Here is a 25,237-nt window from a genome sequence, read left to right on the forward strand (position 1 = left end):
TAATTATGGATTTTTATAATCCGACGGAGAGCGGCCTTCGTATTTTTTGAATTTGCTGTGAAAGTAATTAGCGTTCGTGTAACCGACATGTTCGGCCACTTCGTATACCTTCATTCCTTGGCCCAGCAACTCTTTTGCTTTTTGAATTCGGACCCTGTCCAGATAAGTATTAAAGTAGTCCCCGGTCATGTTCCTGAACAGCTGCCCTAAATAAGGGGTGCTATAGTTTAGCAGTCCAGCAATTGATGACAGCCTTAGGTCTTCTGCATAATGTCTATTAATGAAGTCGAGCATTTTCTTAATTTCCTGCTCCTTGCCTTTAGGTTCGAAGTCCTCCGCAAACTCTGACAGGAAAGAGTGGATCTCTTCTAAGAGATCCTGCAGATGATCATGCTGATATATCCCGTTTAAAAATCGTGAGACCGTCTCCGTTTCCTTTAGTTCTATCCGGGAAACGGCGGCCAGTTTATGGATGATAGCGTTGGAAAGAAAAAAGAAGGATTGTTTAACAGACTTCTCATCTTGTCCCTGCTTGAGAAAAAAAGCTGCGGCCTCGTTTAACAACTGAGATACCATTGTCTTGTTTCCTGCATCCAGGCAATAATACAAGCGGAATATTAAATCTTCTATCCTCTCTTCATAGTTGTCATCGGGCAGCCGAGGCAATGGCGGTGAAGGCAAACAAGGAATATCCGGCTCCAGAAGACTATTCTTCCTGCTGAAAAAAGCTTGTTTTACCGCTTCCTGGGCTTTTACATAGGAGCTTCTAATATATTTCTGTTCGGTAACAGCCCCCCCGGTTGCAGCGGCGAATCGGGTATCACCTGCGATGCTCCGAATCTCGCCGTACAGATTATCCCGCCGTTGTCTTCCGCGCAGCGGTGCGTTGAGCAGAAGAATGACATAGGGGGAGATAACGGTCACGATTCCCATACTCCGTGCCTCTATCCCTTGTTTCAGTCCAACCGAAAGCCGGATTAATTCTTCAGAACGATCCGCATCGGAAACTCGCGGATAGATGACCACAACTTCGTAACTGCCCCATAACAAGTCCGCTTGTTTTGTCTTACTGCTTAACTTTGCCGGATCCTCCGTCTTCTCCTGAGGAACGAGTAGACTGTGTAGATACAAGTCCCGGTTCATACCCTCTCCCTGGTGCCCTTCCTTCGAAAGGGATTCCTTTTCGATCTGCTCGCGCACCAGTTTTAAACTAGCCGACATTTCGCTGATGTTTACTGGTTTAAGGAGATAACCAGCAACCCCATACTTGATCGCTTGTTTGGCGTACTCGAAATCGGCATATCCGCTGAGGATAATAACATGCAAATGTTGACCGGCCGATCTCAACTGCTGAATCAATTGTAAGCCGTCCATAACGGGCATACGGATATCTGCAATTACGACCTGAGGGGTTTTATCCATGATGACTTTTAATGCTTCTTTACCATTGCCTGCTGTGGCTATAACTGTAAAACCGAGATCTCCCCACGGTATTAGCGTTTGAAGTCCTTGCCGAAGCTTCGGTTCATCGTCTACGATAACTACCTTAATCATTGGATGCTGCACCTCCAGGAATGAAAAACGTGATGTAAGTACACTTCCCGAGCTCACTTTCGATACTCAAGGCACTGGATGCCCCGTACAGAATGACGAGCCGATCGTTTACATTTCTAATACCGATCCGCTTGCTCTCCTGTTCATGTACGGATACGGCAAGTTCCGCTCGAATACTAGCGAGTCGTTCTGCCGAGAAGCCTGCCCCGTTGTCACATACCTTGACTCGAACCCCCTTCGGGATTCTCTTCACTTCAACTTTGATGACAGCTCCCTCTTCGCGGTTATCAAGACCATGAACGATGGAATTCTCTACTAAAGGCTGAATAATCAACGGAGGGACGGGCATCTCCTGCAAATCGGGATCAACTACTAAGCTATATTTCAGTCGGTCTTCATAGCGGAACTTTTGCATACCAAGATAACAACGCACACGCTCAAGCTCTTCCCGAAGTGGAATGTTGCCGTTGCCAGCCTCCAGACTGCTGCGCAATAGCGTGCTCAGAAGCCACACTGCCTCCGCGATATCGTCCTGCCTGCGAATATGAGCCTCCATTCGTATGGATTCCAAAGAGTTGAAGAGAAAATGCGGATTAATCTGGCTTGCCAGCATTTTGAACTTAATCTCGTTTTGTCTTTGCTCTACAAGACTTTTCTGATGATTCGTTTCTTGGACTTCTTGGACCAAGTCATGCACGCTTCTAACGAGCGCATTAAATTGCTTGGACAACAAACCGACTTCATCTTTACCGTCAATATGCAGATACGTTTCCCAAGATCCCATTCCCACTTTGGACATATGTTTGCTTAGGCGAAATAACCTTCTGGATAATAGTGAAGCTGAAGCATAGATTAGTAAAATTGCAAATATCAGGCTGACCGTTATTACAACTACGCCGAGCCGGATCACTTGATTGGCATCACGGGTAATCTCGGAAACGGAAAAAACGGAAATGATCCGAAGCCCGTTCCAGCTATTCTCTGGATTCAGATTTGCGATAACCACTTTGGAAGCTTTGCCGCCCACGACTGTGTTATAACTTCCTTCCTGACGGGAAAGTATCTTTTCTTCTCCATCAATGTCTGACAGGTTCTTCCCGAAAAACTCCGCTTCATTGGATCCGACGACTCGATTCCGGTTATCCACGATAAGCGTAGTGAACGACTCCTGGTCCAGAATCGAACTTAATTGCTGTTTATCTACATTAATGACCAGAACACCTTTTTGCCCTGTTGAATCCACGGGGAATGAACGTATGAGACTAAGATGTTCGGTATCGTTACGTTCATCCTTGATTAAATTCCAACCGGCAAGTCCTTTCTGATGTATAGCCTCCTTATACCATGCTTCGGATGTAATGGTATTGTCCGGCTGGATAAATTCCCAGTTGTTGAGTGCTTCTGGATTAACGACATACACACGAATGCTCGATATCTCCTTGTACAATTGGATGTAGTCGCGAATATCCGTATACTCCCGGTATGCCTGAATAACTTCGGTGTAACTTTCATATTTTTTGGTGGCCACCATCTTCATCCGGTTATCAATGGTTAACCGGTAGGAAATGTCCAGCGGCACCTTAATCAGTTCTTCCGTACGCTTTCTGACGCGCTCCACATTGTCAGATACCTGCGAAGAGGCGTTATTAATGACAATCTCTCGAAGCTTCCCAGTCAAAAACAAGCCGGATAACACCAAAGGAAGAACAGCTGCTGAAAAGAATGTAAGCGCCAGTTTCTTCTTCATTTTCATGTCATTCATAATTCGGATAAAATTCATGGAATAATCCTCCCGAGCCCACTTCGGCCACTGCGCGCAAAATGCCCCTTTTCACACAAAAAGGGGCATTGATTTATTGATTTATTTTACTCTTTCGGATAGTGAAAGCTCCCTTACATCAAGCCTTGTCAGGACTTATGGCTCGGACCCGGAACCATCCGCTTTCATGATCCTTTTGTTCATAGGGAAGGGTCAGCCCCAACTGCATCAGTCTATCTCCCCCATAGATAGACTGTTCTCCGCTGTATCCCGACTGAATCTCGTAGGCAAGTTCCGGATGAAGTCCGGCTAAACGCAAAAATCTCTGGGGCGCATTTGGCACGGCCATCACTTGAAAATAGTAGACAAGCGCCTCCTCTTTATTTTCGGAAACAAACATCCAAGCGGACTCATTTCCTTCGAATGGGCTCTTCAAACGGTACAAATCACCCCTCTGTACTAATCCGCGAATCTCCTTGTAGGTTACGATTTGGCGTTTGACGGTCTCTTTGTCCTCTTCAGAGAATTTCGTAAGATCAAGCTCATAACCAAAGTTTCCAGACATAGCGACATCGCCTCGAAAATCAAGGGGGGTTATCCTTCCAACTTGATGGTTCGGTACAGCCGACACATGCGCTCCGATTGCGCTTACGGGGTATACCAGGCTGGTGCCGTATTGAATCTTCAGCCGTTCCACTGCGTCGGTATTATCACTGGTCCAGGTTTGCGGCATGTAATAAAGCATGCCCGGATCAAACCGGCCTCCTCCGCTAGAGCAACTCTCGAAAAGAATATGCGGAAATGCAGTGGTAATGCGCTCTAACAGCTCGTACAATCCAAGAACATAACGATGAGCGGTCTCGGATTGACGTTCCGGAGGCAGGTCAGCCGAGCCTATTTCCGTCAAGCACCGGTTCATGTCCCATTTCACATAAGAGACCGGCACACTGGAAAAAATAGTAGAAAGCGAGTCATAGATATAATCGCGCACTTCTTTGCGAGTATAATCCAGCACTAGCTGCCATCTTGCTTCACTGCGTCTCCGCCCCGGAACATGAAGGCACCAGTCTGGGTGCTCCCGGTACAACATACTGTCCGGCGAGATCATCTCGGGCTCAACCCAGAGCCCGAATTCAAGGCCTAGCTGATTGATGCGTTCCGCAACATCCTGAAGACCACCTGGAAGCTTCCGGCGATCCTCGTACCAATCGCCAAGAGACGAATTGTCAGAATCCCGTTTCCCGAACCAGCCGTCATCCAAAACAAACAACTCGATCCCCAGCTTGGCTCCCTCTTCTGCTATCGATACCAACTTATCTGCATTGAAGTCAAAGTAGGTAGCTTCCCAGTTATTGACCAAAACAGGACGTTCTTTGTCCCGATATTCCCCCCGGCAAAGCCGGGTCCGATACAGACGGTGATACGTTCGTGACATGTCTCCCAGTCCTTGTCCGGAGTAAACCATAACTGTTTCCGGTGTCTGGAAACTCTCCCCTGGACTGAGCAACCAGGCGAAATCAAAGGAATTTATCCCGATACTAAACCGCGTAGAGCCAAATGAATCCACTTCTGCATCTGCTTCAAAGCCACCGCTATAGACAAGGCTAAAACCGAAAGCCTCACCGTGGTGTTCCGTCGTTTCCGGAGTGACCAACGCGGCAAAAGGGTTGAATTGATGGCTGCTCATGCCCCTTTTACTATCGATTCGGGTCTCACCTTGATGAAGCGCTTTGCGGGTAATATTACCTTCCCGGGCCCAGGCACCTGAAAGATACGTTATCTCAAAATCGCGTTTGCCCGGAAAATCGACGCTGGCACTCAAGGCACGTCGAAGCCGCAACTTTGTGCCACCTTCATTCCTAAGCCGTGCCGAGCGAATGATGACGTCACGATCCGCGAAGATGCTATAACTAAGCACAACTTTAAGCCCTGAATAGGCATCAGTTAAATCCAGTTCCAGCGTATCTGCTTCCGTTTCATCCTCGGTATAAACGGCCGGCAGCCCGGCTAGGGCAGGCTTCCCCTTAGTCATCCGGTAACCTTCATATTTCAACTCAGTGATACGTGTTCCATCCTCAAGTTCAACCTGGTAAGCCGGATTCCGGAAGTCCCCACTCCCATATTGCGGGTATTCTTGCGGCAGCCGATCTATTCCAGCCTTTTTCGGGGTAGAAATTAGCAGATCGGACATCGGTTCCCGGTGTTTCAGTCTGCTCCCCCAATATACATGTACAGGGTGGCCATCTACAATCTGTAAAATGTAGCTCATGCCGGACGACTGCAGATGAAATAGCCCAGCTTGCTCTTGTACGATTATGCCCATATCAAAATATCCCTTCCTTCTAGTAAATACTGTCCATATGGTTTAATACTTGATAAGTTCATGCAACAGGACAGGCAGCTCTATAGAAATAATATATTAAACCCGGATATGGAGTACATGGCATGGTACTCACTAAATATGTTATGATACTAGATATTTTATAATAAGGAGATTTACTGTGATTGAGTATTTACCACGTAGTAAACAGCATACAGAATTACAGCTCACTCAATTCGGCATTGAGGATTGTATACCGGGTCATTTTTTTGGGCCAGCTGTGAGGAATCACTATTTACTCCATTATGTTTTGAGCGGGGAGGGATTCTTTGAAGCCGGTGGAATCAAATATCGGTTGCGGAAGGGGCAGGGGTTTTTAATTTCCCCCGATGTATTCACATATTATCAAGCTGATACAGCAAATCCTTGGTCCTATTGCTGGGTTGGTTTTAACGGGACATCGGCGGAATTCCTCCTCAAGCAAGCAGGTCTAACAAAGGATTCGCCCATCTTCCACTACGACAGAGATGATATGATTTACCAATATTTGCAGTTGATGTACGAGTCGCGAGGATTCCATAAAGCCCGAGAGACCAGACTGACGGGGCTGCTATATTTATTGTTATCGCTGCTGGTGGAATCCAGTCCGGTTACATCCCCTGAATTAAAAGAAACCCGTGCCGAGATTTATGTTGAAAAGGTAAAGGATTTTATCGAGATGAACTATGCTGAAAAAATAACCATTACGGACATTGCTCAATTTATAGGACTCAATCGAAGCTATTTGTGCTCATTATTCAAACATCGAATGCATCTAAGCATCCAGGATTATTTGGTTCGCTACAGAATCAATAGAGCATGTGAGATAATGGGAAACGCGGAACTTTCGATAGCTGACATTTCCCGATCCGTAGGGTATAGCGATGCTTTGCTATTCTCAAAAATGTTCAAAAAGCTAATGGGTTCCTCTCCTAAATATTACCGGGCTGAAGTTCTTGCCCTAACCCAGGACGATTCCCAAAATCAAAATCTGCAAATTGAAGAGGAACATTTTTTTTACAGCGGATTTTTCCAAGAACATAGATAACCGAGGGTTCACAAAAAAAGCCGCTAAACTTGCGCACTTCAACTTCCAGTAAAGTTTTTTGTGCTTTCAATAACATTGGAAGTGTTCCTCTTATGAGCAGATATTTCTTCTGTTTTTAACTCACTCTTTGCTATATGAATGAAGGCCGCCATCGCCGGGGAAATCCATTTCTCACGATGCCAGAGTATTTGGGCCGAAAAAGATACATCTGATAAATCCCATGGTAAAACAACCAACTTCCCTTCTCTCAACTCTTCCTTCAAAGCCATTTCGGGCAACAGAGCGATTCCAAGGCCGGCCACTGCGCATTGTTTAATTGCTTCTACGCTATGAAACTCCAGTTCCGTCAAAGCATCGGCGCCTTTTTTCAATAAGGACTGGTGAAAATGAGTGCGATAAGAACAGTTCTTATCGGTCAACAAAAAATGTTCTCTGTGAAAGTCATCAATAATCAATGAGGAACGAGATGCCAGTAGATGATCTGGAGATACCACCATTCGAAATAGCTCATCTTTCAAAAACTCTGAATGAAGGTCTTTGGCTCCAACGAATTCATCCAATACAAAAACGACATCTGCAAGCCCTTCTCTTAGACTATGTCTAAGCTCTTGGCCGGACAAGGGACGGAACAAAAGACGAACGCCTGGAAAGTCTTCACGAAAACGTCTAAACAAGGAGGGGAGAAGGTATGCGCAAAGAACTTCGTCTGCCCCTATAATAACAGTTCCCGTCGTTTCTCCGTGCTGACTAGATACGCACTTCGCTTCTTCTACATCGTTTAAAATTTTAGTGGCATACGGCAAAAATTGTTGGCCGGCATCTGTTAACATGACATTCTTACCTAATCGATCCAGCAATTTCACGCCCAGCTCTTCCTCCAAGGATTTGATTTGCATGGTTACGGTAGATGGTACATAGCTCAATAGTTCAGCAGTTCGACTAAAGCTGCCTGTAGAAGCAAGAGTCCAAAACGTTTTTAGTTGGCGTATTTCCATTTAGCGAGCCCCTTCTTCGTTCAAAATAATTGAATGTAATATTCAAAAACGTTTCGTTGATTTGATGATATGCGTATTGTAGAGTGAAAACAAGTGATTACTAATTTTATTTTGAAGGAGCATCCATCAATGAACGATTATGAAACATATCCCCTTGGAGATATATTGCTTCAATCGGGTCAGCAACTCCCTCAAGCATTTATTGCTTATAAGACCTACGGAACCTTAAATGCCGCAAAGAATAATGTTATTCTATATCCGACTTGGTTTGCTGGTCTTCACACAGATAATGAATGGTTAATTGGAGAGAACAAGGCACTAGATCCTAATCGATATTTTATCATTGTGCCCAATATGTTGGGTAACGGATTATCGTCCTCTCCCAGCAATACTCCCGCTCCGTTTGATAAGGCCAATTTCCCTCTCATCTCTATGTATGACAATGTACGTTTTCAACATCAACTAATCACGCAAAAATTCGGTATCACCAAAATCAAACTAGTTGTGGGTTGGTCTCTGGGAGCCATGCAAGTTTTTCAATGGGGAACGAGTTATCCTGAAATGGTCGAACGTATTGCACCATTTGGCGGAACGGCAAAGACCAGACCGCATGCGCAGCTGGTATTCGAAGGTATGATCGCAGCGTTACAGGCGGATACGAATTTTAAAAAAGGAAGGTACGAGCGTCCACCGGTTATCGGTCTCGCAGCGATGGGAAGAGCCTATGCACCATGGGGTTTTTCGCAGGCGTACTATTTGGAGAATTTGTATCAATCTGAAGGATATAATTCCTTGAAATCTTATGTAGAAGATTACTGGGATCAGGTATTTTTGTCCTTTGATGCTAATGACTTGATTGCCATGTTGCGTACAGGAATACATGGGGACATTAGCGATAATCCCGTGGATGGCTGCAACTTCGAACAGGCGTTAAGTAAAATCACCTCTCCTGCACTCGTTATGCCGGGGTCAAGTGATTTGTTTTTCACTCCAGAGGACAGTGCGTATGACGTTCAACGTATGCCGAATGCTGTTTTTCGACCCATAGAATCCAAGTGGGGACACTGTTTTGGAATCGGAGCTAACGAACCGGATTCACTCGTTATAGACAGTCATCTAAGACAATTTTTGCAGTTAGGATAGTTAAACAAGTCGCATTAGGCCTAAACCGCTCCTAACCATTGTTTAATCGCTTCGATGCTCTGAAACTCCAGACTTTCTTTAACTTTTATCTTCTTATAATGGAGATAATCATTAAAAACAGCCTTATAACTGCAACTACGTTAGATAGTCCACTCGTATATAATAATCACCAATCCGAAATCATCGGCCGAAAACAACCCTGTGCAGAAATGCTCAGGGTTGTTTCGTTATTGCCGTCTATGTTGTACTCAAGATATTTAAATTCACCGGAATGGAAATAACCAGATCTGACAGTCTCATATAAATACTTAAGTTCCTATCAAAATTGCTTCCGTTTATATGTGCTCATTAATTTTGATCAATAATTTCTTTAAGATTTGCTTTTCCTCTTCTGTAAGGACCTGAATGATCTCATCCTCCACCTTGTGGAATGAATCATTAAAGTCATCAATCAGTTCAATCGCTTTTGGCAATACATATATATTTTTTTGGCGTTCGTTAGTGGCTGGAATTTTGCGCTCGACGTACCCTTTTTGCTCCAAAACTTGTAATATGCTTGTAATGCTGGCCCCGCGCAGATGAAACCGATCTGCAAGGTTCTTTTGAATAATATGTTTGTCTTGGTTTTTGTAAATATACTCGATTATTTTTCCTTGTTGAGCGTTCAAACCTAGCTCTTTTATACTCTCGTCCGCTCTTTTCTTTAATTTAAGGCCAATAATCTGAAACAAATCCAGATAAGGCGTATCTTTTCGAGATTGCATCATTATCCCCCCCTATGATTGTTAGAACACTAACTATAAACAATTAAACTATACAGTGACGCCATAGGCCTGTCAAATAAAAGTTAATTTATTGACTGTTAGATATCTAACAGTTATAATTTTAATTGTTGAAAATCATATGGGAGGAATTCAAATGGAAAATCCAACTCAAATTGCTGCGTTAGAACAAGTCACAGTGATTAAGAATGTACGAATTTTTGATGGAGAAAAAATTATTGCATCCAGACATGTTGTCATCAAAGGAGGGTCCATTATTTCAGTGGGAGGAGACCATCCAGGTGATGCAACCATTGTCGATGGGGAAAATGCAACATTAATACCTGGCCTGATCGATGCCCATGTTCATACTTCCATTGCCGGATTGCGGGATGCCCTAAAATTCGGCGTAACGACAGAGCTTGAAATGAACGGTGATTTTACGGCAAGAGGACGCGAGATTCAACTGAAAAACGTGGATGATGTCGCGGAGGTTCTTTCTGCCGGCACTGCGATTACCGCTCCGGGAGGCCATCCAGATGAGTTGCTGCCGGATGGGGACGAAATTCCTGAATTCGTAATAAAGGAATTGGAGAAATTATCGGAGGAAGACCGGGAAGCAATGCTGGCTGCATATGCGCATGATCACGAGGAAATCCCCCAAGTAACAACAGTGGAAGAAGCCATCAAACATGTCCATACCCAAGTGGAGAATGGTGCCGACTATATCAAGATCATGATCGAAGAAGGTACAGTTATGGGGGCTCCAGGTCTTCCAGTTTTGAGCGACGACATTCTGCGCGCAGCCGTGCAAGAGGCGCATAAATTTGATAAAATTGTGCTTGCTCATGTTTTGACGGCTCGATCTTCGCAAACGGCTCTCGATCTGGGAGTCGACGGATTGGCTCATTTGTTTATCGATAGACCCGACTTCACGTCGGCATTGGTAAGTTCCATTGCAGAATCAGGTGCGTTCGTTACGCCTTGCTTGGTATTGAATTCATCTATTCTAGGGCAGCCGGCAAGGGAGTTGGCAAACGATACGCGGGTGTATTCCAAACTAAGTCCGGATTGGATCGATATTCTGAACTCCAGCTTTAATACGTATCCTCAAGGTCATATGGAGAACAGCTTTAAAAACGTCATGGATCTTCACAGAGCCGGTGTGGATATTCTGGTAGGGACGGATGTATCCCCCGTGCCTGTTCCGAACCTTGGCGGTCTTGCCCATGGAGCCAGCGTTCATCATGAGCTGCAACTGCTGGTCAAAGCAGGCTTCACTCCAATCGAAGCGCTTCAATCGGCTACCTCGAAACCAGCACGCCGATTCGGTCTTCACGATCGTGGCCGCATTATCGAAGGTGCGCGCGCTGATCTTATTCTCTTAAACGGTGATCCAACAACCAATGTCTCGGATTCCTTGTCAATCAAATCCGTGTGGTTCAAGGGTGTGCTTCAGAAATGATGAGTGAACCGACGACATTATAAAACCGAATGCTCCATTCTAGAACAACTAACAACGACCAGATCAACATTCGTACACAAAAAGCCGTAACAATTGATCATAACCCTGTCAAGTAGACAGGATAAAAAAGACATGTCTAAGCTGCGACCGTTTCCCGGTATTGTACTGGGGAACGGTCGTTTAGTTTCTTCTGAGGTAGCGTTATCATGTTCTGCTTAACCACTTGCTTCTGGCACACCAAACCTCTGTTCTACGGTTGATTTCGACCATTTTAGGGACTAATAACACTGCTTTCTGTTGTTTCTGAGTACAATCTATTTATATGGGTATATTGGATAATAAAGTAATGTTATTGTAGTGGAGGTAAAGTGAAAATGGCTGCTATTAGAAATGAAGATGAAAATTCAAACTCAAGTGTAATGAATCGCTTCGTTTATTCTAATCGAAATCTATGGTCTGGGATTCTATTCGGAATTGGTTTAGTCGCCTTTATAGATGAGACCGTTTTCCATCAACTGCTGCGTTGGCATCATTTTTATGACAAGTCCACAACTGATGTTGGCCTGATTTCAGATGGTCTTTTTCACGCTTTTAGTTGGTTTGCAACAATCGGAGGATTGTTTATGTTTGCTGATCTTCGAAGACGAAACGCAATTTGGCCCACTAGATGGTGGGGAGGCCTTTTTCTTGGAGCGGGCAGTTTCCAGTTGTATGACGGGCTTATCCAACACAAACTAATGAGGATTCATCAGATTCGTTATGTGGAAAATGTTATTTTCTACGACTTAATTTGGAACATCTTAGCTGCTTTAATGATCCTGATCGGGCTCAGTCTTATTTATCGCACAAGAAGCAGACAACAATTAGGAAAGGCTCTCTCACATGAACATTAATACTCACATTCATCATAACCATGGGACTGAACTGCATCATATAGCGTCGATAATACCTCAATTGATTTTAGCACTACCATTTGTATTCGCGTTTAATATGTATATCCTTGCTGCAGTCCGTTCCAGCCGAAACAATCGTTGGCCATTATACCGGACTGTTCTCTGGTCTATTGGCGTTCTCTTTGCAGTGATTGCCGTGGCTGGACCCCTTGCCAATCTAGCTCATACTGATTTTATTGCGCATATGCTCAGTCATTTACTTTTAGGTATGCTAGCACCATTGCTTATGGTGCTGGCCGCACCGATGACTCTTTTGCTGAAAACCCTCAGCATATCATTAGCCAGACGTCTTACACGTATGCTGAGAAGTTGGCCGTCCCGGATATTGACTCACCCTATTATCGCATCGCTCCTTAATATAGGCGGACTTTGGTTACTATACACTACGAACTTGTACTCGCTCATGCACGAGAATACCCTGCTGTATGTCATCGTTCATTTCCATATATTCGTAGCAGGCTATCTGTTCACTGTGTCCATAATTTACATAGACCCTATGCCCCACCGATTCTCCTTTTTGTACCGCTCAATCGTACTCATTATTTCCTTAGCAGGTCATGGCGTTTTATCAAAGATTATTTTTGCCCACCCGCCTACCGGCGTACCTTGGGAACAGGCAAAGCTCGGAGGCATGCTCATGTACTATGGTGGAGATGCCGTTGATATGATGATTATCTTCATATTATGTTTGCATTGGTTTAGAGAAACTCGTCCTCGAACTGGCCTGATTATGAGGTAAAGGATATTTCCCCCGATGGGCAAAATAGTTAAAGACTCATCTCTTGTGCAGAGCTTTGCATCATTTCCCGATGAACGTTCGATACGTCGCGATCTTATGCGCTAGCATCTCATCTACACCGTTCAGGATTTGGATCTGTTTTTGGATGGAGCATCTATGTTCTTCCAACAGGTTTAAGCGATCTAAGGTTGTATGTTCACCTTCGAGAAATAATGAAGCATATTTTTTAATCGTAGCAATCGGCATTTGAGTCTCTTTTAATTTGATCACAAATTGTAGCCATTTGATGTGTGACTCGGTGTATCGCCTGTCTCCACTGGTATCACGGAGAGGCATTATAATGTGTTCCTTCTCATAATAGCGTAAGGTATGAGCACTGATTCCCAATAATTCAGCCACTTCACCAATCGTGTGCATCATCAATCCTCCCCCTTCTATTTCTTGCTTGACTTAGAGTAAGCTCTAATCAGTATAATCAACTCGTAGTCCAATCACAATAAATGAAATAAATCAGATACAGGAGGAGTTTCCATGAAATACACAGTGATTACCGGTGCCAGTTCGGGCATTGGATACGAAGCGGCTCTAGCCTTTGCAGCTCGCGGCAAACATTTGATACTGGCAGCACGCAGAACAGAGGAATTGGAAAAGTTGAAATCAAAATTGGCTGATATTGATAAAAGTTTGGACGTTGTCATTCGCACGGTTGATTTGTCCGTGTCGGCTAATGTCCATGAATTCTATGAAAGTCTTCAGGGTTATTCTATTGAGACATGGATTAACAACGCTGGATTCGGAAACTTCGCTTCTGTTGGGGAACAAAATTTGCATAAGATTGAGCAGATGCTCCACCTCAATATTGAAGCATTAACGATTCTTTCTTCCCTTTATGTACGTGACTATGCAGAGGTTGCTGGCACACAGATCATCAATATTTCATCAGGTGGAGGATATACGATTGTGGCCGATGCGGTAACCTACTGCGCAACCAAGTTCTACGTAAGTGCCTTTACTGAAGGCCTTGCCCAAGAACTAAAAGGCAAGAAAGCAGCGATGCAAGCCAAAGTACTCGCGCCGGCTGCAACCGAGACCGAATTCGCGAAACGTTCTTTTGATGTAGACCAGTTTGAATATGAGGGCACGGTTCCCAAGTTCCATACTGCGGAACAAATGGCGGGATTTTTGCTTGAGTTGTATGACAGTGAGAACGTAGTCGGCATTGTGAATGGAGTTACGTATGACTTTGAATTAAGAGACCCAATCTATCCGTACGCCACAAGAACAAGAAATTAATTATTAAATGTTGAAAGGGAACCTGGCAAGTAGGCTCCCTTCTTTTATCATGCACGATACGGCATTTCCAGCACATCCGGCAAAGTCTTCTTCATCCCAAATTCCTGAAGACTTAATTAGCTATTTCGTATATTTCAACGATACATTGTAATTGATCCCGATTTTTTTTGCTCGTTTGATTGGTATTTGCCTGCGTTTGTATTCTTCAAAACCTAATTTTAGATAGAGTTTCATGGCTGGAAGATTGGTATCGGCAACTTCTTCAATCAAGTAAACCTCATAAGGGGTATGCTTAAGGATGTGAAGTATTAAATGTGAAGCAACGCCTTGCCCCCTGAATTCGGCGGCCGTCCCTACAAATTCGATAGAGCCTACATCATTTAAAGGCTGAACAAAGGCTGTTTCAAATTCCTTCTTTAGAAAAATACCAGCCATCGTGCCTTTGTAAACACCTAAATGTTTACGAAGTTCCTTTTTATCCAGTTTAACCGAAAATGAAGTTCCATCCGTGCAGGCAACCATTCCAACCACTTGTCCCTTGTATAGAGCTACATAAAATTGATCCAGTACGAACATATGGGCAAACGTAGCGGCAATCTTTATCGGATCCTTGGAGAAAAAGCCAAGCCATTGTGTGAATCCCTCAGCGAATATTTTAGCAATTCCTTGTCTTACATCAAAATCGGCTTGATCTGCTTTAACCACTCTAAGCATGACATGATCACTCCCTTTCCTTAAATAGAAATGAAGTGATGACAGAAGGTGAAGGCACGGTGAAGTTATTCTTAAACAATACTTTCATTTCAGCCAAACCCTGAATCGAAGCGTAAAAAAAGACAGCCATCTCTTGGGCATCACCTGATCGAAATTCCCCACACTGCTGACCTTTACGAATGAGCTGTGCCGTAGAATCCAGAAGCCTGGCATTCACTTGAAAGATCTCTTTATATTGTTTAGAGGTTGTGTCAGCTCCAGCTAAAAGCGATTGATTGATAAGGATCAGCAGATTAGCCAGTTCTTCTCCATGACTCAAATCGCTGTAGACTTCGTTGACAAACTGTGTGATTAACTTTTTAGGTGGGTGATCGGACTCGTTGAAGAAAGTAATATTCCGTTTTAATCCTTCAACTGCGTAGGCAACCAATTCGTTAAATAACTCTTCCTTTGTTTTGTAGTGACGATACAGTAACCCGATACTGATACCGGCTGTGTCGGCAATATCTTGAACATTAGTTGAGCCGTACCCTTGATGGACAAATAATCGCATTGCAGACGAATGGATTTTTTCCCTAGTTGCTTTGCGCATTTCTTCAAACTGTTCCTTACTACGTGGCAAACGACCTCTCCTCCCTTTTTTGAGTGAGTATTAACTCATTATAAAATAAGTAAATCAGAATCTCAACCCCTGATTACCCAAGAGCAATCGAAAGAAACTATAGGTCTTTTAAAGGATATAATTCGGACAGCGAGCTCACGGATCTCGGAGCGACCGCTAATGATGTGCACTGTTGAATGCAAAAAGGCCGAATGGAAGGAAAGGTTCATTTCCCCTGTTCAGCCATCTTACACTTCTATTTCTTAATTCGCCATTTGTCCGGCCAGTCGAGTCTCCTTCATCTGATCACGATCCGGGACAGAGCTGGATGCCGGTTGCAGCAATTGCATTACCGCCTGTACGCATCGTTCCGGCTTGTAGACAGGCTGCGGATTCAGCCTTTTCACTTTCCCGTAGCCGCTGATACCCGCACTTTCGTCCGCAACCCGGCGGAACCATATGTCCAAAGCATCCCCGGAGGCCAGCACTTCACCATATCCGCTTTTGACGAAATATTCGCAGTTTTTTGCTTCCTGCCCAGGCAGGGACTCAAAAAACAGCATCGGCAGCCCCTTGGCCAGCCCCTCGGTACAGGTCATACCGCCCGGCTTGGTAATCAGCAGGTCGGATGCATCCATCCATTTGCTGATCTCGCGGGTATACCCGAGCACGATGATGTTGGGATGGTCAAAACGGGGATCATTTCGCAGCTTGGCGGCCAGTTTATCGTTGCTTCCCACACAGCATACGATCTGTACACGCTCCCTCCAGGCGGCAAGCCTGGTGATGAAATCCTCTTTGAACAACAGCCCCCAGCCGCCCCCCATCACAAACACAGTAGGCATATTCTTGATGGCCAGTTCTTTTCTTACGGCCTGTTTGTCCCGGACGCTCCAGAAATCGGGGTGCACCGGAATACCCGTCACCTGAACGGCCTCCGGCTTAATGCCGCGCTGGATCAGCAAAGCGCGCACTTCCGGCGCGGATACGAGGTAACGATCCACACCGGGCGTAATCCATGAACTGTGCGCATCATAATCGGTAATGACCGTGTAGAGCGGAATGTCCATGCCGGACCTCTTCAGCCTAGAAATGATCGCGCTAGGAATGGGGTGCGTACAGATGATGAGGTCGGGCTGCAACTGTTCCATGACCTGGGCTGTGTGATGATAGAACATTGTGTGCAGCGCCAGCCAGGAGAAGCGTCCTACCGGCTTTTCATATTTCATGCGGTACATCATGCCGACCAGGGTCGGACTTGTATTCACGGTCGCGCGATATGCGGACAAAATCAAAGAAGCCGCCTTAGGATTTAAAAAGGAACCAAGCTCCATCACCTTCGTTCGAATGTTCCGGTCCATCTTTTTTAATCCCGCTGCCAGAGCGTAACCAGCCTGAGTATGACCGCTTCCGAATCCCTCCGATAGAATCAACACTGTTGTTTTGCGCATCGTTATCACCTGCTCCTTCATATCCGCCGCCAATCGGGCAGCCTTGTTTTCCGTCAACCTGCTCTTTTACAAGTTTATTCCTTCTGCAGGGCAAACAAAATGGTCTGCGGACCAGTCCTACGGCTGGACTTAAGTCGGGGAGGAGATTATCACTTTTGGCAAAAGGGGATTCTTTAGGCATATTTCTTTATCATGACATTTAGAAACTCTCGGAAATCTTCAACATATGTTTTTGGCTCTATGATTTCCAATTCGGCTCCAAAACTAGCCAAAAACCGGAATCCGATAGGGTTTTGCGGCACATCTATTGTGGCTATTAAAAATTTAGAATTATAGGCTTCAATCCTTTTCTGACCGTATCTTTCAATAAAGTGATCTTTTATGCTAGGTGAGATCAATGCTTTAATTGTAATTAATTTCGGTTGATAATGTTGTTCAGCTTTTTGCTCTGTCAGAAAATCTCTAGGAACAAATGTTTTGATATCGATATTAAGATTATCCGTTCTGGACAATTTAAAAGTTCGATATTCCATGCGATTTAAACAAAACCCCTTCAAATACCAACTCATTTCACTAAAATGAAGCTGGTATGGCTCGATCTTTCTATTCGTCTTCACTCCACTTTGATCTATATAATCGAAAGTAAGTAACCTTCTTTGCGCTATTGCTTCTTGACAAGACTTTAAGATTTGAACAACTTCAGAACGTCCCTCCCAATCATAAAATGACAGGTGAATGGAACTCTTCCAGGATGCTGAGCCTATCATAGCTTCAATTTTTTTTAGAGTTAGTTCTACTTCATCACTAAATAGAATTTGTCCCAATCCGCCCAATGCGGTTAATATATTTTCTAAGTCTTTACTGTTTAAAAGTCGTTTGTCTAATTTGTATTCATCCATAATCCCGTATCCGCCGTTAACTCCATGTATAGAATAAATAGGTATATTAGACAAACTGAGAGTTTCCATGTCACGTAGAATTGTTCTTTTGGACACGTTAAATAAATGTGCAAATTCGGTTGCTGAAACCACATTCTTTTGCAGCAAGATCATTACTATAGAAATTAATCTTTCAATTTTATTCATATTATCCCTCCCAGCTTGAACCGAACTTTCCCTCTTTAGGTATAAATAATAATTTTTCGCAAAGCTATAATAGGTGACAAACTAGCTGTCACCTATTATAGCTTATGCTTCATGTATTACAAGAAGGAGGTTTTTTCATGTCAGTTATTACTTATTTAAACTTTGAGGGGAACACAGAGCAGGTGCTTGAGTTTTATTCAGAAGCTCTGAATTCAAGCAAGGTAAAAAAAGTGAAATTTAAGGATTTTCCACAAGATCCAAACTACCCTATGCCAGAAAATGAGTTGAATATGATTATGGAGTCATCGTTAGAATTCGCTTGTGGAAAAATAATGATGTCGGATATTCTGCCTTCGATGAAGAAAGTAACAGGTGAGTTGGTTAAAGGCAACAATATACTGATTAGTATCGTTATTGATGATAAACAGGCACTGGTAAATTACTTTTCTAATTTGTCTGTAGGTGGCTATGTTATCATGCCGTTATCAGAAATGCCTTGGTCTTCCTGCTTCGGAATGTTGGTTGATAAATTTGGTGTTGTTTGGAAGTTTAATAGTGACGCTGATAAGTTCCTGGATCGTTTAGTTTCAAATCAATAGCAAGAATTAACTCCAAGGAGTAGGAGAATGAAACACATTTATGGAAATCAACGAACTGCTTCCAGCAAAGTCGAAAACTGAATTGAGGTATTGGTTTCAGGAACATGGTTTGACGGAAAAATCTTGTTGGGTTGTCGTGAGTATGAAGTTGACACAAGGTACTTTGCTGTATCTGGACGCTGTCGAAGAAGCCTTGTGTTTTGGATGGATTGATGGAATAAAAAAGAAAATTTCCGAGACTGAACTAGCCCAAAGGCTATCTCCTAGAAGCCAAAAAAGTTCATGGACTGAATTGAATAAAGAACGGGCCCGTCGCCTTGAAGCATTGGGATTAATGACAGAAGTAGGTAGAAAGGTGCTGCCTGATCTGAGTTACGAGTCATTTAAAATTGATCCTATTATTGAGCTGAGGCTGAAAGAGGAAACAGATATATATCAGAATTTCGTTCGATTTCCAGATCTTTATAAAAGAGTTCGAATCGACACAATACAAAGCAATAAAAATCAACCTGAGTTATTTAAGAAAAGATTAGACAAGTTTATAACAAACACCAAACAAAATAAATTGTATGGTAATTGGGATGACAACGGACGTCTTTTGAATTACGAAACGGAATACCTAAAACCGATTGGGAATGTGGACTTTTGTGGAGAGTAATCTCCATTTTCGCCACACAAAGGCCTTACAGGTCATTTGTGTGGTTTTTTTTGCATTCAAAAAGGAGGAACATTAGAACATTTTGCACTATGCATTGATTGTTTTTCTAGGAGGTTCATTGAATTGCCCTATTCCTACCCTTATACAAAACTGGTATTGCCGCTGCTATAAGGATCATACCCATAACAGCGGGCGCAGCAGACCCAAGTGATACATAGATTTGACCTCCAATGATAGGCCCAATCATTTTTGCTAAAGCCTGAATAGATTGGCTACCTCCTTGAATCCTTCCTTGTTCACTAGAATCTACAGACTTGGAGAGCATTCCATTGAATGAAGGCCCAAAGATCGAATCACCAAAACCAAATATAAACATTCCAGCGATAAAAAGAGGATAGAATGAGAACAAAGCAGATAGCGCAATAAGACTGTAGCCTATTATCTCCGAAACCATTCCAAGAATTATTATCTGTTTATCACTGAGTTTAGTCAAAAGCTTTGGCATTATGAAACCTTGGGAAATGATGTCTTGGAAGCCCATAATTGAGAACATAAGTCCGATTATTGCAGGCTTCCAACTGAAAGTATCCATTGTAAATTGTGAAAAAATGGCCTGTAACGATCCGCCCGGTATCCAAAGTAAAAACGCAGAGATAAGCAGCCTGTTTATGTTTTTCATGGAAAGCAGGTTTGCAAGCTGTATAAATGGATTCAGTCTTACAAAAGTAATCTCTTTCAGTCTATTCTTCCTGGCAAGGCTCTCAGGCATAAAAAAGAATCCATAAACAACATTCAGTAAAGTGATTATTGCTCCAAAATACATGGGTACCGCATAACCAAACTTGGCAAGTAATCCGCCTAGAGTTGGGCCAATGACGGTGCCGACACCTACAACCGCACTCACCCATCCAAAGTATTTCGTTCGCTGTTCCGGAGGAATGATGTCTGCAAAATAGGCGAAGATAGTGCTAATGCTCCCGCCCGTTATACCTTCAATTATGCGTCCGGCAAATAGTACCCATAGTGCTCCTCCTAGGCCAAAAACGAAGTACCCGATTGCGGAACCCAAAAGGCAAATTAAAAGCAAGGGACGACGGCCATATTTGTCGCTCAAAGCTCCAAGTATGGGGGCCGCAAAAAACACGCAGACTGCATAAACAGAGATCAGCAGCGTAACAACTATAGCCTGTTCTCCCGGATTGCTTATATAAGGCTGCACTAAGAATGGGACGACAGGTGTTATGATACTGAAGCCTATTCCGCAAAGAAACACAGAGATAAGACCGAATATTAAAGCGTGTTTATCTACGGTTTGTTCAGTGTTCTGTTCATTATGTGATCTAAATATGGACATATGAATTTCTCCTCAAAATTATGTTTTTGCTTCCGGGGAAACAAAAATATCGTATCATTATTTAGCTTCCTTGGCAACAAAATAATAGCAATAAAAATGCAGCCTGTTCTCAATAGAGTCCGGCTGCATGTGGTTTGATTTTCATTATTCAAATTTATTCCGACTTAATATCTATACCCTGTTTCTTTATTTCTGCATCCAAATGCCTGCTATACTTTTCCATGAAGCTAAGCATACTGTCAAATTGTTCATCGGTTACCTGCTCAAATACGGCTTTATCCCGCTCTTGAAACTCTTTGTGCAGTTCCTCATGGATTTTATAAATTACTTTCCCTTGCTCAGTAAGCCTAAAATAGATTTCTTTCTTGTTCTCCGGCTTCTGGTAGCTTTCGATAATGTCTTTTTTTATGAGCTTCTTAGTTATTTTACTTATAGCACCGCTAGTCATATAAAGGGACTCTGCAAGTTTTGTCACGTTGGAATCAACATTTTTCTCAATGTATTCGATGCAATGTACTTCAGAAGACTTATAACCCTTAAGACTGTCTTCCATCTTAGATTTATTAAGCCAAACCATCTTGTTGAATAAGTCCCTGAAACCTAGTATGGCCTGTTCTTCTTTGTTCATGGCCTGTCCTCCCGCCCGTTGGTGCATTAACAATACGGATGTCCACATATGATGTGTAACACTATATGAAAATACAGTAGTTCTTTAGCTTCGTCAACAAACTTAGAAATTAATATGACTTTGGTTTGATTGACTAAGGTACACACGAATGATAATATCCTGGTCATGATTGCCGAACCCAGCCCCATAGAGTGTCAATCCACCAACGTTAACGGAATTCTCGTCAACCGCATAACGAAGCGTCCAGAATTGTTCCCGTAGCTTGATATCCGCGACAGTCACGTCCGACATCCACTCTTCACCTATAAATGTTCCTGAGGTGTCAATGCGGATCGTCTTCAATAAGCCGTATTGATTTACATTTCGATGCCACCATTCCGGTGTGTATCTGCCCCGCGCAGCCCTTCCGAAGTCAGCCGGGCTTGTCCAGGACCCAAGCGAAACACCGTTAAAAGTGAATCGTATATCCGATGGCCAATGGTCGCTCAAGCCGGGCGCTTCTGAGGCGATTTCCATCGAAATTTCGATGGACTCGGGAGTTTGATCAGGAAGCAGATAGTTAGGCGTTTTGTACTCGACGTACCCCCTCCCAAACCACAAAATGGCGGCGTTCACCCGCTCAGGATCCAGAAAATAGCGCGGGTCATCCCAAACTCCGATTTCCATTTCGCGCGTGCCAAGCCCGCAGGTAGGATGAACTTCAAAAGAGGTATAATGTCCGACCGAAATTGTCTGCTCTCTGATCCTCGCGGTCGGGCTGGCAACTGGCAGCTCGATTTCAACGCTTTTTTGTTTCAAATAACACATTTTATGCGTACCTCCGTTTTGGCGTACCCTGCGGCTTCCGACTAAGCCGGCTTCTTCCAGTTTTCGGATGTGCAGGGTGACGATGGAGGGGCTAAGCTCTAATTTAGCCGCAATCTCCTTCACATTCATTTCGGTATCGGCAATGAGGCCCATAATCCTCCATCTGACTTCACTTGCCAGCGCTTCATATAACGCCATGAATTTAGGTTCCCCATTCGCTTTGATCATTATTATAATCTCCTGACCTATGCTTATTGAAATCATATATATATTAATTTAATAAATTTAACACGAATCTTCAACCCTATTCCGTTGCATGATTTTGATCAATAGTGTTTAATTTTCTTAGCAATTAAAAATATTGAATTCTTGTATATATAAATTCATTAAAGAGGTGGAGAAATGAGATACAATAATCCGGTCATCAAAGGATTTTATCCTGACCCCAGCGTATGCAAAGTTGAAGACACCTATTATCTGGTTTGTAGTTCCTTTCAGTATTTCCCCGGCGTTCCGATTTTTGAAAGTAAAGACCTGATTAATTGGACACAAATCGGCCATTGCCTAACCCGGAAAAGCCAGATTCAGCTAGACACCGTGAACAGCTCTGGAGGTGTATTTGCTCCCACCCTGCGTTACAGCAATGGCCGGTTCTACATGACGACCACAAATGACACGACACACCAGAACTTCTATGTCTGGACTGACGATATCTACGGCGAATGGTCTGAACCGATTAATGTCGATCAAGGAGGGATCGATCCGGACTTATATTTTGAAGACGGAAAGACCCTCTTCATGAGCAACGGGACTGACGATTACGGTGTAGGCGGTATCGTCCAGTGCGAAATTGAAATTGAAACCGGACGTAAGCTGACGCCAAGCCGTTCGATCTGGCAAGGAACGGGCGGACGCTATCTGGAAAGCCCTCACTTGTATAAAATTAATGGCCGGTATTACCTGATGGCTGCAGAAGGCGGAACCGAATATGGCCATATGGTCATTTATGCACGGGGAGATTCACCTTCCGGCCCGTTCGAAGCCTATTCGGACAATCCCGTACTGACCAATCGTAACCTGGGCGGTTATGATTTGCAGGGTGTCGGCCATGGCGACCTGATTCAAGACCACGAAGGGAACTGGTGGATCTTTCATCTGGGATTCCGTCAAACCGGTCAATATCTTACGTATCACCACTTAGGGCGCGAGGTTTTTCTGACTCCGGTTACTTTTGGCGAGGACGGCTGGTTTACGGCAGGTCATAAAGGCACCACTCTTATGAGTTTTGAGACCGATCGTATCGCGGGCACAATCATTCAACAGGAGAAAAGGGTTTTTACGTTCGAAAACACGGATTGGAATCTGGACTGGTGTTATCTGCGTCATCCGGTTACAGAACATTATCTGTTAGAATCCGATAAAGCAAAGCTTAACGGAAGTGAAGTGACGCTGGATGTCCCGGCATCCCCGACATTTATAGGTATTCGTCAAAAAGACTTCAACGCGGTTATTTCATGCGAAATCAGCCTTACCCGCGGCGAAGCCGGTATTACTCTCTATATGGACGAAAACCACCACTATGATTTGGCACTGCGCGAACAACAACATGGATACGAGGTCATCGAACGACTTAGTATCGGAGATGTTAAATCAGTTGAAAAAACAATAGATGTCGGCGATTGCAACCATGCTACATTGGTTATCAAGTCAACCCCAACTCATTACCACTTCTATGTTCAGATAGATGGTGCCGAGACTTTACTTGGAGCTGCACAGTCGAGATATCTTTCCTCAGAAGTAGCAGGAGGGTTTACAGGTGTACTTATCGGTTTGTATGTCACTGGAGAAAATCCCGACTCCAATGCGGAGTTTACACGTTTTAGCTGTGTGTATTCTTAATGCTTCTGATCGTTTACTCTAGATAAAATGTATTATAATAAAATCCCCCCCCTCATGTTAACAGTGAGAAAAGAAGTTCATCCTAAAATAGATTGGACACTGTTGACGGGAGGGGGTTTTTTGTGATGGGTTTGTATGTCTTAACGAAACTCATGGCTATCCAATGAATAAACTCCGCGGCTTGTCCCACATGATTTCTCTCAAGTAAAGAAGCACACCAATGTAGGTGTGCCTCTTAATAGTTAGGCTATGATTAGCTTTATTCATTCTCCATCGTGCTGATGTCGATCACAAAGCGATACCGGACATCTGAAGCTAATACCCGCTCCCAAGCTTCATCAATCCGATTCGCATGAATGACCTCAATTTCAGGGGAAATACGGTGTTCAGCACAGAAATCAAGCATCTCCTGCGTTTCACGAATTCCGCCAATCATCGATCCAGCAAACGACCGGCGGTGACCAATAAGTGACATTGCGTTTACCGGCAACGGTTCAGCTGGAGCACCGACATTGACTAGTGTACCGTCCAGTGTCAATAATGACAGGTAGGCATTAATATCAACCTTTGCGCTCACGGTATTCACAATAAGGTCGAACGAGCCCGCCGATTGCTTAAATGTCTCCGGATTACTTGTGGCATAATAATGGTCCGCGCCAAGCTGCAAACCATCTTCTTTCTTCTTCATTGATTGTGATAAAACCGTAACCTCTGCTCCCATGGCATGAGCGATCTTTACAGCCATGTGTCCAAGCCCGCCAAGTCCAACAACAGCTATCTTCTTCCCTGGACCGGCTCCCCAATGGCGCAGCGGTGAGTACGTCGTGATGCCGGCACAGAGTAGCGGGGCTGCAGCATCCAGTTCAATGCCATCTGGAATTCGAACCACAAACTCTTCGGTTACGACGATGTGGGTGGAATAACCGCCTTGCGTATATTGGCCATATCTGTCTATAGCTCCGTAAGTACCCGTCATTCCATTGAGACAATACTGCTCCTCTCCCTTATGGCAATTAGCACACTCTCCGCAGGAGTCGACCATGCAGCCTACCCCTACACGGTCACCAACGACAAACTTTGTAACCTCCGAACCAACCTGAGTGACAATGCCGGCGATCTCGTGCCCTGGAACAAGAGGATAGTTAAGCGGCCCCCATTCGCCGCGGGCAGTATGAATGTCAGAGTGGCAAATCCCGGCGTATTTAATCTCAATAAGGACATCATGCGGTAGAAGCTCCCTCCGCTCTATGGTGGTCAGTTTGAATGGCCCTTCTGGACTAAAAGTGGCCCGTGCATTAACAGTAATCATTGTAGTACCTCCTGCAATTATAATTTATATAAATATTACCTAATGGATTAAAGCTGGTTGCTG

23 protein-coding genes are annotated in these 25,237 nt (G+C 43.9%); 9 read left to right on the forward strand and 14 right to left on the reverse strand.

The genetic code is table 11. The annotated features are described in order from the left end of the window. Positions 1-3: 3 nt before the first annotated feature. The 3 genes from IEY53_RS30670 to IEY53_RS30680 form a co-directional block, all read right to left on the reverse strand. Positions 4-1,554: a response regulator transcription factor gene (locus IEY53_RS30670; protein ID WP_189031616.1), complete on the reverse strand. Its 1,551-nt coding sequence runs from the start codon at positions 1,552-1,554 to the stop codon at positions 4-6. Continuing rightward, positions 1,547-3,334 (reverse strand): cache domain-containing sensor histidine kinase, encoded by a 1,788-nt coding sequence (locus IEY53_RS30675; protein WP_189031618.1) that lies wholly within the window; start codon positions 3,332-3,334, stop codon positions 1,547-1,549. The genes IEY53_RS30670 and IEY53_RS30675 overlap by 8 nt, the downstream gene beginning before the upstream one ends. A gap of 118 nt (positions 3,335-3,452) precedes the next feature. Then, the gene (locus tag IEY53_RS30680) at positions 3,453-5,636 is read right to left on the reverse strand and encodes an alpha-galactosidase (protein WP_189031620.1); all 2,184 of its coding nucleotides are present in this window, start codon (positions 5,634-5,636) and stop codon (positions 3,453-3,455) included. A 178-nt stretch (positions 5,637-5,814) separates the two neighbouring features. On the opposite strand from IEY53_RS30680, the gene IEY53_RS30685 reads away from it, so the two are divergent. Further along, positions 5,815-6,720: an AraC family transcriptional regulator gene (locus tag IEY53_RS30685; RefSeq protein ID WP_189031621.1), complete on the forward strand. Its 906-nt coding sequence runs from the start codon at positions 5,815-5,817 to the stop codon at positions 6,718-6,720. Between the two features lie 38 nt (positions 6,721-6,758). On the opposite strand, the gene IEY53_RS30690 is transcribed toward IEY53_RS30685, so the two are convergent. Beyond that, complete coding sequence (locus IEY53_RS30690; protein ID WP_189031622.1) at positions 6,759-7,715, reverse strand: LysR family transcriptional regulator; 957 nt, start codon at positions 7,713-7,715, stop codon at positions 6,759-6,761. A 129-nt stretch (positions 7,716-7,844) separates the two neighbouring features. Here IEY53_RS30690 and IEY53_RS30695 point away from each other — a divergent pair, with 129 nt between their 5' ends. Then, complete coding sequence (locus IEY53_RS30695; RefSeq protein ID WP_189031623.1) at positions 7,845-8,858, forward strand: alpha/beta fold hydrolase; 1,014 nt, start codon at positions 7,845-7,847, stop codon at positions 8,856-8,858. Between the two features lie 335 nt (positions 8,859-9,193). On the opposite strand, the gene IEY53_RS30700 is transcribed toward IEY53_RS30695, so the two are convergent. Then, positions 9,194-9,622, reverse strand: a complete 429-nt coding sequence (locus tag IEY53_RS30700) for a MarR family winged helix-turn-helix transcriptional regulator (RefSeq protein ID WP_189031624.1) — start codon at positions 9,620-9,622, stop codon at positions 9,194-9,196. 154 nt (positions 9,623-9,776) lie between these two features. On the opposite strand from IEY53_RS30700, the gene IEY53_RS30705 reads away from it, so the two are divergent. The 3 genes from IEY53_RS30705 to IEY53_RS30715 all read left to right on the forward strand — a co-directional run bounded on the left by IEY53_RS30705 (position 9,777) and on the right by IEY53_RS30715 (position 12,776). Next, on the forward strand, positions 9,777-11,084 hold the full coding sequence (locus IEY53_RS30705; RefSeq protein WP_189031625.1) for an amidohydrolase family protein: 1,308 nt from the start codon (positions 9,777-9,779) through the stop codon (positions 11,082-11,084). A gap of 374 nt (positions 11,085-11,458) precedes the next feature. Next, positions 11,459-11,977, forward strand: a complete 519-nt coding sequence (locus tag IEY53_RS30710; RefSeq protein WP_373293962.1) for a DUF2243 domain-containing protein — start codon at positions 11,459-11,461, stop codon at positions 11,975-11,977. Then, a complete protein-coding gene (locus IEY53_RS30715) occupies positions 11,967-12,776 on the forward strand; it encodes a cytochrome c oxidase assembly protein (protein ID WP_189031626.1) in 810 nt (269 codons plus the stop codon). The genes IEY53_RS30710 and IEY53_RS30715 overlap by 11 nt, the downstream gene beginning before the upstream one ends. A 60-nt stretch (positions 12,777-12,836) precedes the next feature. On the opposite strand, the gene IEY53_RS30720 is transcribed toward IEY53_RS30715, so the two are convergent. Beyond that, positions 12,837-13,193: a MerR family transcriptional regulator gene (locus IEY53_RS30720; RefSeq protein WP_189031677.1), complete on the reverse strand. Its 357-nt coding sequence runs from the start codon at positions 13,191-13,193 to the stop codon at positions 12,837-12,839. 114 nt (positions 13,194-13,307) lie between these two features. Between IEY53_RS30720 and IEY53_RS30725 the strand changes: the two genes are divergently transcribed. Next, positions 13,308-14,069 carry an SDR family NAD(P)-dependent oxidoreductase gene (locus IEY53_RS30725; protein ID WP_189031628.1) on the forward strand — a complete coding sequence of 254 codons (762 nt, stop codon included), beginning with the start codon at positions 13,308-13,310 and terminating at the stop codon, positions 14,067-14,069. A 120-nt stretch (positions 14,070-14,189) separates the two neighbouring features. Here IEY53_RS30725 and IEY53_RS30730 read toward each other — a convergent pair whose 3' ends face one another. The 4 genes from IEY53_RS30730 to IEY53_RS30745 form a co-directional block, all read right to left on the reverse strand. After that, entirely contained in the window at positions 14,190-14,783 is a 594-nt protein-coding gene (locus IEY53_RS30730; protein WP_189031630.1) for a GNAT family N-acetyltransferase, read from the reverse strand. 7 nt (positions 14,784-14,790) lie between these two features. Further along, positions 14,791-15,405 carry a TetR/AcrR family transcriptional regulator gene (locus IEY53_RS30735; RefSeq protein ID WP_189031632.1) on the reverse strand — a complete coding sequence of 205 codons (615 nt, stop codon included), beginning with the start codon at positions 15,403-15,405 and terminating at the stop codon, positions 14,791-14,793. Between the two features lie 242 nt (positions 15,406-15,647). After that, positions 15,648-16,835, reverse strand: a complete 1,188-nt coding sequence (locus IEY53_RS30740; protein WP_189031678.1) for an MGDG synthase family glycosyltransferase — start codon at positions 16,833-16,835, stop codon at positions 15,648-15,650. Between the two features lie 173 nt (positions 16,836-17,008). Beyond that, a complete protein-coding gene (locus tag IEY53_RS30745; RefSeq protein WP_189031634.1) occupies positions 17,009-17,920 on the reverse strand; it encodes a helix-turn-helix transcriptional regulator in 912 nt (303 codons plus the stop codon). Positions 17,921-18,057: 137 nt separating this feature from the next. On the opposite strand from IEY53_RS30745, the gene IEY53_RS30750 reads away from it, so the two are divergent. After that, positions 18,058-18,519, forward strand: a complete 462-nt coding sequence (locus IEY53_RS30750) for a VOC family protein (protein WP_189031636.1) — start codon at positions 18,058-18,060, stop codon at positions 18,517-18,519. A gap of 40 nt (positions 18,520-18,559) precedes the next feature. After that, positions 18,560-19,177, forward strand: coding sequence for a YdeI/OmpD-associated family protein (locus IEY53_RS30755; protein ID WP_189031638.1), 618 nt, complete (start codon positions 18,560-18,562; stop codon positions 19,175-19,177). A gap of 115 nt (positions 19,178-19,292) precedes the next feature. Here IEY53_RS30755 and IEY53_RS30760 read toward each other — a convergent pair whose 3' ends face one another. The 3 genes from IEY53_RS30760 to IEY53_RS30770 form a co-directional block, all read right to left on the reverse strand. Continuing rightward, positions 19,293-20,531, reverse strand: coding sequence for an MFS transporter (locus IEY53_RS30760; RefSeq protein ID WP_189031640.1), 1,239 nt, complete (start codon positions 20,529-20,531; stop codon positions 19,293-19,295). Between the two features lie 154 nt (positions 20,532-20,685). Continuing rightward, on the reverse strand, positions 20,686-21,159 hold the full coding sequence (locus IEY53_RS30765) for a MarR family transcriptional regulator (protein ID WP_189031642.1): 474 nt from the start codon (positions 21,157-21,159) through the stop codon (positions 20,686-20,688). 102 nt (positions 21,160-21,261) lie between these two features. Further along, positions 21,262-22,194, reverse strand: coding sequence for an ArsR/SmtB family transcription factor (locus IEY53_RS30770; protein WP_189031644.1), 933 nt, complete (start codon positions 22,192-22,194; stop codon positions 21,262-21,264). Positions 22,195-22,368: 174 nt separating this feature from the next. Between IEY53_RS30770 and IEY53_RS30775 the strand changes: the two genes are divergently transcribed. Continuing rightward, positions 22,369-23,865, forward strand: a complete 1,497-nt coding sequence (locus IEY53_RS30775; RefSeq protein WP_189031647.1) for a glycoside hydrolase family 43 protein — start codon at positions 22,369-22,371, stop codon at positions 23,863-23,865. A gap of 259 nt (positions 23,866-24,124) precedes the next feature. Here the strand turns inward: IEY53_RS30775 and IEY53_RS30780 are convergent, their stop codons facing one another. Continuing rightward, on the reverse strand, positions 24,125-25,174 hold the full coding sequence (locus tag IEY53_RS30780) for an NAD(P)-dependent alcohol dehydrogenase (RefSeq protein WP_189031649.1): 1,050 nt from the start codon (positions 25,172-25,174) through the stop codon (positions 24,125-24,127). Positions 25,175-25,237: the final 63 nt, after the last annotated feature.

Origin of the sequence: Paenibacillus albidus (assembly GCF_014644435.1) — a bacterium.
Taxonomy (GTDB): domain Bacteria; phylum Bacillota; class Bacilli; order Paenibacillales; family Paenibacillaceae; genus Paenibacillus_AQ; species Paenibacillus_AQ albidus.

Excerpts from the sequence above, each read along its gene's own strand:
- IEY53_RS30695 (WP_189031623.1), top strand. The coding sequence starts at position 7,845 with ATGAACGATTATGAAACATATCCCCTTGGAGATATATTGCTTCAATCG.
- IEY53_RS30730 (WP_189031630.1), bottom strand. The coding sequence starts at position 14,783 with ATGCTTAGAGTGGTTAAAGCAGATCAAGCCGATTTTGATGTAAGACAA.
- IEY53_RS30780 (WP_189031649.1), bottom strand. The coding sequence starts at position 25,174 with ATGATTACTGTTAATGCACGGGCCACTTTTAGTCCAGAAGGGCCATTC.
- IEY53_RS30670 (WP_189031616.1), bottom strand. The coding sequence starts at position 1,554 with ATGATTAAGGTAGTTATCGTAGACGATGAACCGAAGCTTCGGCAAGGA.
- IEY53_RS30715 (WP_189031626.1), top strand. The coding sequence starts at position 11,967 with ATGAACATTAATACTCACATTCATCATAACCATGGGACTGAACTGCAT.
- IEY53_RS30755 (WP_189031638.1), top strand. The coding sequence starts at position 18,560 with ATGGAAATCAACGAACTGCTTCCAGCAAAGTCGAAAACTGAATTGAGG.
- IEY53_RS30710 (WP_373293962.1), top strand. The coding sequence starts at position 11,459 with ATGGCTGCTATTAGAAATGAAGATGAAAATTCAAACTCAAGTGTAATG.
- IEY53_RS30760 (WP_189031640.1), bottom strand. The coding sequence starts at position 20,531 with ATGTCCATATTTAGATCACATAATGAACAGAACACTGAACAAACCGTA.
- IEY53_RS30680 (WP_189031620.1), bottom strand. The coding sequence starts at position 5,636 with ATGGGCATAATCGTACAAGAGCAAGCTGGGCTATTTCATCTGCAGTCG.
- IEY53_RS30705 (WP_189031625.1), top strand. The coding sequence starts at position 9,777 with ATGGAAAATCCAACTCAAATTGCTGCGTTAGAACAAGTCACAGTGATT.
- IEY53_RS30770 (WP_189031644.1), bottom strand. The coding sequence starts at position 22,194 with ATGATCAAAGCGAATGGGGAACCTAAATTCATGGCGTTATATGAAGCG.
- IEY53_RS30675 (WP_189031618.1), bottom strand. The coding sequence starts at position 3,334 with ATGAATTTTATCCGAATTATGAATGACATGAAAATGAAGAAGAAACTG.
- IEY53_RS30745 (WP_189031634.1), bottom strand. The coding sequence starts at position 17,920 with ATGAATAAAATTGAAAGATTAATTTCTATAGTAATGATCTTGCTGCAA.
- IEY53_RS30765 (WP_189031642.1), bottom strand. The coding sequence starts at position 21,159 with ATGAACAAAGAAGAACAGGCCATACTAGGTTTCAGGGACTTATTCAAC.
- IEY53_RS30700 (WP_189031624.1), bottom strand. The coding sequence starts at position 9,622 with ATGCAATCTCGAAAAGATACGCCTTATCTGGATTTGTTTCAGATTATT.
- IEY53_RS30690 (WP_189031622.1), bottom strand. The coding sequence starts at position 7,715 with ATGGAAATACGCCAACTAAAAACGTTTTGGACTCTTGCTTCTACAGGC.
- IEY53_RS30725 (WP_189031628.1), top strand. The coding sequence starts at position 13,308 with ATGAAATACACAGTGATTACCGGTGCCAGTTCGGGCATTGGATACGAA.
- IEY53_RS30740 (WP_189031678.1), bottom strand. The coding sequence starts at position 16,835 with ATGCGCAAAACAACAGTGTTGATTCTATCGGAGGGATTCGGAAGCGGT.
- IEY53_RS30720 (WP_189031677.1), bottom strand. The coding sequence starts at position 13,193 with ATGCACACGATTGGTGAAGTGGCTGAATTATTGGGAATCAGTGCTCAT.
- IEY53_RS30750 (WP_189031636.1), top strand. The coding sequence starts at position 18,058 with ATGTCAGTTATTACTTATTTAAACTTTGAGGGGAACACAGAGCAGGTG.
- IEY53_RS30775 (WP_189031647.1), top strand. The coding sequence starts at position 22,369 with ATGAGATACAATAATCCGGTCATCAAAGGATTTTATCCTGACCCCAGC.